Raw genomic sequence first — 11,562 nt, forward strand, 5'->3', positions numbered from 1 at the left:
CTGGAACACGATTTGACACAGGAAATCTGAATTAATGCAACAATTACAGAATGTTATTGAGAACGCTTTCGAGCGTCGCGCTGAGATCACCCCCGCTAACGCCGACACCGTCACCCGCGAAGCGGTCAGCCAGGTTATCGCCCTGCTGGACAGCGGTGCCTTGCGTGTCGCAGAAAAGATCGACGGTCAGTGGGTGACGCATCAGTGGCTGAAGAAAGCCGTGCTGCTCTCGTTCCGCATCAATGACAATCAGGTGATTGACGGTGCAGAAAGCCGTTTCTACGACAAAGTTCCGATGAAGTTTGCTGACTACGATGAAGCGCGCTTCAAGAAAGAAGGTTTCCGCGTTGTGCCGCCCGCCGCCGTGCGTCAGGGTGCCTATATCGCCCGTAACACCGTGCTGATGCCGTCTTACGTCAATATCGGTGCCTATGTTGATGAAGGCTCAATGGTGGATACCTGGGCGACCGTGGGTTCTTGTGCGCAGATTGGTAAAAACGTTCACCTGTCTGGCGGCGTGGGCATCGGTGGCGTACTTGAGCCACTGCAGGCTAACCCAACCATCATCGAAGATAACTGCTTTATCGGCGCACGCTCAGAAGTGGTTGAAGGCGTGATCGTTGAAGAAGGCGCGGTGATCTCCATGGGCGTGTACCTCGGCCAGAGCACCAAAATCTACGATCGCGAAACCGGCGAAGTGACCTATGGCCGCGTGCCAGCGGGTTCTGTTGTCGTTTCAGGTAACCTGCCTTCGAAAGACGGCAGCTACAGCCTGTACTGTGCGGTTATCGTGAAGAAAGTGGACGCGAAAACCCGCGCGAAAGTCGGCATCAACGAGCTGCTGCGCACCATCGACTAACGTCATCCGGGCCACGTTCTGTGGCCCGTAATCTTTTCTTTACACTTCCTTCGGCAACTACCTCTTTCGCGCATCGAAATAACTGATGCTATTGCGCAACAACTGAGCGATAATCCGCGCCGTTAAGCGCACAGACGCTCCCCCATCGCCTCCAGATTTCACAGTTTTCACCTTGAGTACGGGATGAGCGAGCTCAGCAAAGACATCGCGACCAGGCACTGCCACCGCAGCGTACATGCAGTACGCAAGCACAGGCATGCAGGGTTAACGCAGGATTTGTAACGCGCAGCCGAATCGACAATCTCCCGCAAAGGAACACGACATTATGTATGACAATCTGAAAGGTCTGGGCATCTCTTCTCCTGACGACATCGACCGTTACAGCCTGCGTCAGGAAGCCAGCAACGACATCCTTAAAATCTATTTCCGTAAGGATAAAGGCGAGTTCTTTGCCAAAAGCGTGAAGTTTAAATATCCACGTCAGCGCAAAACCGTGGTGGCCGATAACGCCAGCCAGGGTTACAAAGAAATTCAGGAAATCAGCCCGAACCTGCGTTATGTGATTGATGAGCTGGACCAGATTTGCCAGCGCGACCAGGTTGAAGTGGATCTGAAACGTAAAATTCTGGAAGACCTGCGCCATCTGGAGCACGTGGTTTCCAACAAAATCAGCGAGATCGAATCCGATCTGGAAAAGCTGACCCGCAGCGGCCGTTAATTCCCGGCATACTGCAACAGAAAGGCGGAGATCTCTCCGCCTTTTTTTATGCCTGAACTACCCCCTTCAGCAGTATCCCTACGCGTCACGTCGCTACATCTTCCGCTTAAGCCTTCCCTGCCCTACCCTCACTCAAGGCTGTTCATCAAGCTGCAGTGCAACATACAACAGCAACCGGTCGTCAAAATTACTCAGGTTAAGCCCGGTCAGCTCAGAGATGCGGTTCAGACGGTATTCCAGCGTATTACGGTGGATATACAACGCTTTAGCGGTCGCCGACGGCTGGACGTTATTGCTGAACCAGGAAATCAGCGTTCTTCGCAGCAATCCGTTGTTGTCCATCGACTTGAGTTTCGCCAGCGGCAAAGAAAGTTCATTGGCCTGCCAGCCGCCACGCAGGCTGTCGAGCAGTACCGGTAACACCAGGTCCTGATAGAAATAGCTGCGTTGCTCCGGCATCCGCTGCTTGCCCACCACCATGGTGGTATGCGCGGTACGGTACGAACGGGCGATGCTGCCTGGCCCGGTGAAGAAATTCCCCAGGGCGATACGCATCCGCAGATGGCCACTTTCGGTCATGCGCGACTGTAGCAGCTCCACCCGCTTGCGGTGATCGTCGGCGTCATAGCGGCCATGGGCGTTAAACGCCGGTTTGAGCACCACCATTTCGGTCAGGGAAACAATGGCGATCAGATTGTCCCTTTCTGGCGTGGTTAGCAGCGTTTGCAGCTGCTGCAGCTCCGACATTGCGCTGTCTACGCCCAACTGGCCGCTGTCCACTTCAACGACCGCCACAACCCGGGGTTGGTTGAGGTCGATGCGAAGACGCTGCGCCCACTCCACCAGCGCGGGCGACAGTGTGTCGCTGCGGATCAGGTTCAGCACCAGCTCCTCACGCAGACGGCTGTCCTGCGCCAGCATATGCAGCAGACGGGCCTGTTCCAGCATCATTTCCGCGGTCATGCACACCAGCTCGCCATAATGCCTTAAGGTTTCTGGCGCGCCGGTGAGACCGATGACGCCCACAATATCGCCGTCGATGCGCATCGGCAGATTGATGCCGGGCCGAACGCCGTGCAGATGTTTCGCCACGCCTTCATCAATATCCACCACACGCGCCTGCGATAACGCCAGCAGCGCGCCTTCGTGCATTTCACCAATACGTTCGCGGTCACCGCTGCCGATGATCCGGCCACGCGCATCCATCACGTTGACATTGCTGTCAATAATTTGCATGGTGCGGGCGACAATGTCCTGTGCCAGGCGGGCATCGAGATGATAGGTAGCCATTCACTGCTCCTGAAAAGCGTCATTCAGTCAGCATACCTGTGCAATACCGACGGTACATTGTGCATCTGCACTAAGCGGCGTTTGGTCTGTGAAAATTGCGGGGAGCATCACAAAGAGAAGGAGTTAACGCGGGCATAAAGCGGTGCCGGCGATGGTCGCCGGCACCTGATGGTTTACTGCATCAGCAGGTAGATTGTACTGTCACCACGCTGAATATTCAGCGCCAGTACTGAAGGCTTGGTATCGAGGATCTTGCGCAGTTCGCCAAGATTCGCAATCGCCTGTTGGTTAACGCCGAGGATCACATCGTCCTTCTTCAGACCAATGCGTGCAGCGGCAGAGCCGGCCTTCACGTTATCGACCTTAACGCCTTTGGTGCCCTTCTCGTCAAAGTTGCTCAGATCGGCGCCTTCAATGCCGGTGTAGATCGTTGCCGATTCCACTTTGGTCTGAGTACTTTGCTGAAGCTCAACGTTCACCGTCACCGGCTTACCGTCACGGATCAAGCCCAGCGACATTTTGGTGCCCACCGGCAGCGATCCAATCTGCGCACGCAGTGCGGAGAAGCTGGAGATCTGCTTACCGTTGATCGACGTCACCACGTCACCCGCCTTAACGCCCGCTTTAGAAGCGGAAGAGTTCGGCAGAACCTGGCTGACAAACGCCCCACGCTGGGCATCGACATTCATCGCCTTCGCCAGCTCGGAGTTCAGCTCGGTACCCATGATGCCCAGCTCGCCGCGTTTCACCTGGCCATATTCAACCATCTGCGCGGTCAGGTTTTTCACCATGGTGCTTGGGATAGCGAAGCCAATACCGATGTTGCCACCATCCGGTGCAAGGATCGCGGTGTTGATACCGATCAGTTCACCGTTAAGGTTCACCAGCGCACCACCGGAGTTACCCCGGTTGATTGCGGCATCGGTCTGAATAAAGTTTTCGTAGTTTTCGACGTTCAGGCCGCTGCGTCCTAATGCAGAAACGATCCCGGAGGTGACCGTTTCACCCAGACCATACGGGTTACCGATCGCCACGGTGTAGTCGCCCACACGCAGATCGTCAGAATCAGCAATCTTAATGGCCGTCAGGTTCTTGGCATCTTTTAGCTGGATTAACGCAATATCTGAACTTGGATCTTTGCCGATGACTTTTGCATCATATTTGCGACCGTCGCTCAGCTGAACCTGGATTTTGGTAGCATTGTTGACCACATGGTTATTGGTCACGACGTAACCTTTCGCGGCATCAATCACCACACCCGAGCCCAGCGCACGGAACTTCTCCTGCTGGGTTCCGGCTCCGCCCTGATCCTGACCCGGATCTTGTCCCTGGCCCTGCGCACCGCCGCCCTGACACATCGGAGAGCTCTGGAATGGCGAGCCGTCCTGACAGAATGGCGAGTTATCACCGAAGAACTGCTGGAACTGTTGTGGCATACGCGGCGTTTTCACCGTGGTACTGCCTTCAACATTGATGCTCACCACGGAGGGCATCACTTTTTCGAGCATCGGAGCCAGGCTTGGCAGCTGCTGGCTGGAAGAAGAAGCGGTTTCGGCTGCGGAAGCAACCAGCGGGGTCATCGCCATTCCCAGGCTCAGAGCCAACGCGCTTGCTAAAAGTGTTTTTTTCATGCGTCTGTTTCTCTAGTGTCCAATTATGCAACCATTGCTGTGGTCGTGATGATGAGATTCACGTTTTAACGCTAAGTTCATGAAAAAGTTTCAGCCAAAGGTAAATATTTATTCTCTGGCTTTACAATTCAACCGGGCTTAAACGTTATTCCACCGCCATCAGGCGGCGATACTCATCCCATGCATATAAATCCGTCATTCCACTGACGTAATCCTGCAGCATTCTCGCCCGGTAATAATATTCCCAGATAGCGATATCGCCCGCGCGATTATCCAGACGACCCACGGCCTCACTATATGCCAGACGAAAGCGCGTCGACAATTTATGGAAAAGGCGCGTCTCAATCGGATAGCCTTTTAAGTAATCTTTTTCGATCAGTTCGGAAAATTCGTCCTGGCTCAGCATCAGTAAAGGGTGATAGATATCCAACAGCCCTTTGATCACCCGATAACCTTGCAGCTCGAGCTGTTCAACGTCTGGATGGTTAAACACATGACGAAAGGCAACTTTTTTGAAAATTTCCAGTAACTGACTCTGGGCATTACCATCTTCCAGCAGTGCGCCATTGAATTTCCCGTCAAAGACGTCCGGCAAATTATCAATAAAGCGGCTGGCCGCATGTGGCACCAGGCGGGAAACCGTATTAACCCGCAAATACATAAAGAACTGATCTTCACTGCTGCGGCTGGTTTGGGAACTTCTGGATTTATCCAGCGCGTTGGTTACCACTAAATTGAATAAATCATTCGGCTTGTGGCTCGGCCATAATGCATATAAGTGCTCGTAAAGTTGCTCAACGCTGAAAATATTTTTTTCAACCGCATCTTCAAGATCGGCCACGCAATAAGAGATATCGTCCGCGGCTTCCATGATATAGGTCAATGGAAAGCGACAGTGCGGTTGAAGATCCAGTTCTTTGCGTAATCTGGCGACGTATTCTGCTTCCGCCAGATAATATCCCGGTTTTTTCATCAGATAATCGTGGCCTGGCGGAATTTTTCCTCTGTGCCACGCCGGACGGGTATATTTCAAAATACAGCCAACCTGTGCCCAGGTCAGGTTCATTCTTAACAGCGAATGCACCATGCGGATCGCCTGCGCATTTCCCTCAAACTGGGATAAATCTTGACGAATCTTTGCACGAAGATCGTTAAAGCCATCGGTTTGATAGCGCAAAACTTCCGGCTCACAGCGGTCTGCGCGATCGTCTGGCGGCAGAAACTCATTATCCATCCGCTGACGGAACCAGTCATTAATTGCCGATTCACCAAAATGGCCGAAAGGCGGATTGCCGATATCGTGCATCAGGCAGGCCATTTCAACGATGCTTTCAAACGGGCCGGTTAGCTGATCCAGACCGTAATTTTCCAGCTGCCCTGACTCTTTCAGACGGGTCAGGATCTCTTTGGCGATATAGCGTCCAACCTGTTGCACTTCAAGGGAGTGAGTCAACCTTGAGCGAACGGCGGCATTACGTTCAAGTGGGAAAACCTGGGTCTTCTGCTGCAGGCGGCGGATAGCCGCCGAATTGATAATGCGCCCGCGGTCGCTCTCAAAAATACGCAGAATTTCATGCTCGTCTTTCATTCCCTGCATCGGGCGATAACGGCGCTGATAATTGATCTTTTTTCTGAAGTCGATTTCGGTCATGCCTGCTTCCCGTTGTCCGGCACCAGATTCAAGCCTGGTACGCGTGATGCCTTTCATCCTGCCATGATAGACTATGCGCCGAAACCACAGATTAATTCCACAACATTAGCGAGTATCCCTATGAAAGCAGGCATTATTGGTGCAATGGAGCAGGAAGTCACTCTGCTGCGCGACAAGATTGAAAACCGTCAAACGCTGACGCTGGCAGGCTGCGAAATTTATACCGGCACGCTCAATGGCATTGAGGTTGCGCTGCTGAAGTCGGGCATCGGTAAAGTCTCTGCCGCGCTCGGCACGACCTTGCTGCTGCAACTCTGCAAACCCGATTTTATTATCAACACCGGCTCTGCGGGTGGGCTGGCGCCTTCACTGAAAGTGGGCGACATCGTGGTGTCGGATGAAGTGCGTTATCACGATGCGGATGTGACTGCCTTTGGCTATGCGCCAGGTCAGATGGCGGGTTGCCCGGCGGCCTTCACTGCAGATACAAAACTGATTGAAGCGGCTGAAGCCTGCATTAAACAGCTCGGCCTGCACGCGGTTCGTGGTCTGGTGGTCAGTGGTGATGCGTTTATTAATGGTGCTGAACCGCTGGCGCGCATTCGCACCACCTTCCCAGACGCTATCGGTGTCGAAATGGAAGCCACGGCGATTGCCCATGTCTGCCATCAGTTCGACGTGCCGTTTGTGGTGGTTCGTGCCATTTCCGACGTGGCCGATCAAGAATCGCACCTGAGCTTTGATGAGTTCCTGGTGGTCGCGGCGAAACAATCCTCTCTGATGGTAGAAACCCTGCTGACCAATTTGTCACGTGGCTAAACGTTTCTTCGCCTGTCTGCTGCTGCTGGCCTTTTTTGCCACAGCAGCGGCATCGCCCCGAGTGGTCACCCTGGCCCCCAACCTGACAGAACTGGCGTTCGCTGCCGGGATTACCCCGGTTGGCGTCAGCGCCTGGTCCGATTATCCGCCTGCCGCGACGCACATTGAGCAAGTGGCAAACTGGCAGGGCATTAATACCGAACGCATTCTGGCCCTCAAGCCTGATGTGGTGCTGGCCTGGCGCAGCGGCAACCCCAGCCGTCAGGTGGATCAACTCAGCGCCTTTGGCGTCAAAGTGGTGTGGATTGATGCTACCCGCGTTTCTGAAGTGATAGCCAACCTGCGGCAGCTTAAGAACTGGAGCCCCGATCCGGCTAAGGCCAATGCGGCAGCGGATAGCCTGCTTCAGCAGCAGCAAACCCTGAGCCGCCGCTATGCCGGCCTGCCAAAGAAGAAGGTGTTTTTACAGTTTGGTCAGCATCCTCTGTTCACCGCCTCGGGCAAAACGGTACAGAATGAGATTTTGCAGATCTGTGGTGGGGAGAATATCTTTGCTGACAGTCGGGTCGCCTGGCCGCAGGTGAGCCGCGAGCAGGTGTTGATGCGTAAACCCGACGTCATTGTGACGGGAGGAGTGGCAACGCCCGCAGAAGTCGAAAACTTCTGGCGTCCGCAATTAACGGTACCGGTGATTATTGTTAATGATGACTGGTTCAGCCGCCCCGGACCCCGTATTATGTTGGCAGCTCAACAATTGTGCAGCCAACTGCATCCCGGGCAAAAACCCTGAAACCTTAAAAACCGCATCAAAGCCGGTTAAAGTTTCAACAGAATTTGTCGTTAATCAAATAACGAGGCGGCGAAATATTTTATTCTCGCTGCCCAATTTTTAGGCTAAAGCCCTGATTTTTCTACACCAGGAAAGAAAATACAATGAAAGCCGTTTATCTGGCCCTTGGCCTTATGATGGCTGGTCATGCCTGTGCTGCGTCCATAACGGGCAGCATTGGGGTCAAACTGACCATTTACTCGCAATGTCACATTGACGGGCAAAGCACGACACCAGCAAACTCACCCTCAGTAAACTGCGGCCAGCAGCTATCGGCCCAGCCAAAAGTGACTGAAACGGTACTCTCTGCAAAGAGTCGGGACCGGGAAGCGTCGAAGCTGATTACGGTAGAATGGTAGGAACCCCGGCTTAAGCCGCCGGGGCAACATCATCAGATGCTGAACGAAGAACCACAGCCGCAGGTGGTTTTCGCGTTCGGGTTGGTCACAATAAACCGGGAGCCTTCAAGGCCTTCGGTGTAATCGACTGCGCCGCCAACCAGATACTGCAGACTCATCGGGTCTACTACCAGCGACACGCCCGCTTTCTCAATGGTCATATCGCCATCGTTGATCTTATCATCGAAGGTAAAGCCGTACTGGAAACCGCTGCAGCCACCACCGGTGATATACACACGCAGTTTCAGATCCGGGTTCTCTTCGTCTGAAATCAGATTTTTGACTTTACTGGCCGCTGCTTCAGTAAACTGCAGGGGCAGAGCTATATCGTCACTCATTTAATACTCCAGTATGCATTCAGGCGGTTGCCTGCCAGGTCATAAATCGACCATCTTTCGCATCATTATCTTATACACAAGTATAGCAATCAAGTATCCGCCGTTTTCACTGCCGCCTGCGTGGCACTCTGTGCTGCCACTTTGTCATCATCTTTCTGCTGCTGTTTTGCCAGTGTCCGCGCCAGAAGTGAGGAATAGAGCGGTTTACCGCCAAGAAACTGTGCCAGTAAGGTTGCCCCTAAACAGGTAATAATCATCGGCAGAATAAGCTGATAATTGTCGGTCATTTCCAAAACCAGCACGATCCCGGTCAACGGCGCCCTCACCGAAGCGGCGAAAAGCGCCCCCATTCCGGCAATGGCAAACGTACCGGCCTGCAGATGATAGGCTGGAAACAGAGAGGCGCTGGCCATGCCATACGCCGTGCCGAGCAGCGTGCCCAGCGCCAGCATCGGGGCAAAAATGCCGCCCGGCGCACCGGAGCCGAAACAAAGCAGCGTGGTCACTACGCGGGTGATAAAGATAAACAGCAGCATGCCGACGGTATAATTTCCGGCTGCGGCAATCGGGATCAGGTTAAAGCCCCCGCCCGCCGCTTCTGGCTCAATCACGCCCAACACGCCACAGATACCGCCCAGCACGCCGCCGATAATCAGGACTTTGGGCATGTTGCCGCCATGCAGGCGCTGGAACATATCCTGGGTGCGGAAAATCAGCGTGTTGAACAGCACGCCCACCACACCGAACAGCATTCCCAGCAGCAGATAGAGCCAGAGCGTATTCACCGGCGCATTTGCCAGTTTGCCGACTTCAATGACCGCGCCTTCCCCGTTGAAGATGCGGAAGACAATGCTCGACATGATGACGCCAATAAAAACGGCCTTGATCGAGATAACGCTGTAGCGAAACTGCAGCCGCATCTCTTCGATAATAAACAGGATGCCTGCCAGTGGCGCGTTGAACGCGGCGGACAGTCCGGCAGCCGCGCCCGTGGCGAGTAACGAGTGGCGGGCTTCGGTGCTTTTCATGCGGAAAATATCCAGCACCATGCGGCCGATATTCCCTCCCAGCTGAACGGTCGGCCCTTCCCGCCCCAACACCATGCCCGCACCCAGCGCCCCCATGCCGCCGACAAACTTCACCGGGATCACGCGCCACCAGCGAACCGGCCGCAGCTCTTCCAGCGCGCCTTCAATTTCCGGGATGCCAGAACCCGACGCTTCCGGCGCAAAGCGCCTGACCAGGTAGTAACCCACCATCGCCAGCAGCGCAGAAAGAATGAACGCTAACGGGAACACCAGCACCCAGTGCTTCTCCACCGTGGCCAGCATCGACAGGCGTTGGCTGACGACCGCGTTGACGGCCTTTTCGAACGCCACCCCGACCAGGCCCGCCAGGGTGCCAACAATACCCGCCACAATCAACACCGCAGCGGGTGTCTTATCCTTACGCAGCAGCAGGCGTAAAAAGTCACCCCGCCGCGCCGGTACGGTGTTCAACTGCTCAGTAGATGACGTCGTTTCGTTCATATCCTGTTCATTGTTTAGTAAAGGCAAGCCAATATCTTACTCCGCTGCGTGGCGATGTCCCGGGGAAAATTCCTCTCTAATCGTGTCAAAAGCGTGACTTGCCTTTTATCCTCCCCCCATGTTCCCTTAGAATGGTCGGGTTTTTCTTAATGCATCCTCAGGAGCGGAACCATGAGTAAGTCTGAAAATCTGTATGCTCAGGCGCAGCAACTAATTCCCGGTGGCGTGAATTCCCCGGTGCGCGCGTTTAGCGGCGTTGGCGGCGTACCGCTCTTTATTGAACGCGCTGACGGCGCTTACTTATATGACGCCGATGGCAAAGAGTACGTCGATTACGTCGGCTCCTGGGGCCCGATGGTGCTGGGTCATAACCATCCTGCCATCCGTGATGCGGTGATTGAAGCGGCCCAACGCGGCCTGAGCTTCGGTGCGCCGACCGAGATGGAAGTGAAGATGGCGAAGCTGGTCACCGACCTGGTGCCAACCATGGACATGGTGCGTATGGTGAACTCAGGGACCGAAGCGACCATGAGCGCGATCCGTCTGGCGCGTGGCTTCACTCACCGTGACAAGATCATCAAGTTTGAGGGCTGCTATCACGGCCATGCTGACTGCCTGCTGGTAAAAGCCGGTTCAGGTGCGTTAACTCTGGGCCAGCCGAACTCTCCGGGCGTGCCTGCGGATTTCGCCAGGCATACGCTGACCTGTACCTACAACGATCTGGATTCGGTACGCGCGGCCTTTGAGCAATACCCGCACGAAATCGCCTGTATCATCGTTGAGCCGGTTGCCGGCAACATGAACTGCATTCCACCGCACGCTGACTTCCTGCCAGGCCTGCGTGCGCTGTGCGACGAATTTGGTGCGCTGTTTATCATTGATGAAGTGATGACCGGCTTCCGTGTGGCGCTGGCTGGCGCTCAGGCGCATTACGGCGTGAAGCCCGATCTGACCTGCCTCGGAAAAATTATCGGTGGCGGCATGCCGGTGGGCGCCTTTGGTGGGCGCCGTGACGTGATGGAAGCGCTGGCGCCGACCGGCCCGGTGTATCAGGCGGGAACGCTGTCCGGCAACCCGATTGCCATGGCGGCGGGTTTTGCCTGCCTGAGCGAAATTGCCAAGCCAGGCAGCCACGACAAGCTGACCGCGCTGACCACGCAACTGGCGAAAGGCCTGCTGGCGGCAGCGAAAGAGACCGGGATCCCGCTGGTGATGAACCACGTTGGCGGCATGTTCGGTCTGTTCTTCACGTCGGCGAAAGAAGTGACCAGCTACCAGGACGTGACACAGTGTGACGTCGAGCGCTTCAAGAAGTTCTTCCATCTGATGCTGGAAGAAGGCGTGTATCTGGCACCGTCGGCTTTCGAAGCGGGCTTTATGTCTCTGGCGCACAGCCAGCAGGATATCGAGCGCACAGTAGATGCGGCACGCCGGTGCTTCGCTAAACTGGCCTGATCGCCATCGCGCTGACCAACGTGCTTCCGCCCAACGGATAGCACG

At 54.9% G+C, this 11,562-nt stretch carries 10 protein-coding genes; 5 read left to right on the forward strand and 5 right to left on the reverse strand.

The genetic code is table 11. The features are described from left to right. Positions 1-34 precede the first annotated feature (34 nt). A complete protein-coding gene (gene dapD / locus AC1UKS_RS17735) occupies positions 35-859 on the forward strand; it encodes a 2,3,4,5-tetrahydropyridine-2,6-dicarboxylate N-succinyltransferase (protein ID WP_482434694.1) in 825 nt (274 codons plus the stop codon). A 325-nt stretch (positions 860-1,184) separates the two neighbouring features. Continuing rightward, positions 1,185-1,577, forward strand: coding sequence for a DUF3461 family protein (locus AC1UKS_RS17740; protein ID WP_013200840.1), 393 nt, complete (start codon positions 1,185-1,187; stop codon positions 1,575-1,577). A gap of 132 nt (positions 1,578-1,709) precedes the next feature. Here AC1UKS_RS17740 and AC1UKS_RS17745 read toward each other — a convergent pair whose 3' ends face one another. The 3 genes from AC1UKS_RS17745 to dgt all read right to left on the reverse strand — a co-directional run bounded on the left by AC1UKS_RS17745 (position 1,710) and on the right by dgt (position 6,149). Beyond that, positions 1,710-2,867: a CdaR family transcriptional regulator gene (locus AC1UKS_RS17745; protein WP_013200839.1), complete on the reverse strand. Its 1,158-nt coding sequence runs from the start codon at positions 2,865-2,867 to the stop codon at positions 1,710-1,712. Positions 2,868-3,040: 173 nt separating this feature from the next. Then, complete coding sequence (gene degP / locus AC1UKS_RS17750) at positions 3,041-4,498, reverse strand: serine endoprotease DegP (RefSeq protein WP_265908795.1); 1,458 nt, start codon at positions 4,496-4,498, stop codon at positions 3,041-3,043. A 145-nt stretch (positions 4,499-4,643) separates the two neighbouring features. Further along, a complete protein-coding gene (gene dgt, locus AC1UKS_RS17755; protein WP_482434695.1) occupies positions 4,644-6,149 on the reverse strand; it encodes a dGTPase in 1,506 nt (501 codons plus the stop codon). A gap of 120 nt (positions 6,150-6,269) precedes the next feature. Here dgt and mtnN point away from each other — a divergent pair, with 120 nt between their 5' ends. Both mtnN and btuF read left to right on the forward strand, forming a co-directional pair. Beyond that, entirely contained in the window at positions 6,270-6,968 is a 699-nt protein-coding gene (gene mtnN, locus AC1UKS_RS17760; protein WP_482434696.1) for a 5'-methylthioadenosine/S-adenosylhomocysteine nucleosidase, read from the forward strand. Next, positions 6,961-7,758 carry a vitamin B12 ABC transporter substrate-binding protein BtuF gene (btuF, locus tag AC1UKS_RS17765; protein ID WP_482434697.1) on the forward strand — a complete coding sequence of 266 codons (798 nt, stop codon included), beginning with the start codon at positions 6,961-6,963 and terminating at the stop codon, positions 7,756-7,758. Before mtnN ends, btuF begins: the two co-directional genes overlap by 8 nt. Positions 7,759-8,188: 430 nt before the next feature. Here the strand turns inward: btuF and erpA are convergent, their stop codons facing one another. Together erpA and clcA are read right to left on the reverse strand one after the other, a co-directional pair. Beyond that, a complete protein-coding gene (erpA, locus tag AC1UKS_RS17770) occupies positions 8,189-8,533 on the reverse strand; it encodes an iron-sulfur cluster insertion protein ErpA (protein WP_041691911.1) in 345 nt (114 codons plus the stop codon). Between the two features lie 89 nt (positions 8,534-8,622). Further along, on the reverse strand, positions 8,623-10,062 hold the full coding sequence (gene clcA, locus AC1UKS_RS17775; protein ID WP_482434698.1) for a H(+)/Cl(-) exchange transporter ClcA: 1,440 nt from the start codon (positions 10,060-10,062) through the stop codon (positions 8,623-8,625). 171 nt (positions 10,063-10,233) lie between these two features. Between clcA and hemL the strand changes: the two genes are divergently transcribed. Further along, positions 10,234-11,517, forward strand: coding sequence for a glutamate-1-semialdehyde 2,1-aminomutase (hemL, locus tag AC1UKS_RS17780; RefSeq protein WP_265908802.1), 1,284 nt, complete (start codon positions 10,234-10,236; stop codon positions 11,515-11,517). Positions 11,518-11,562 lie beyond the last annotated feature (45 nt).

It is taken from the genome of Erwinia sp. AK-PDG3-5, assembly GCF_056821705.1.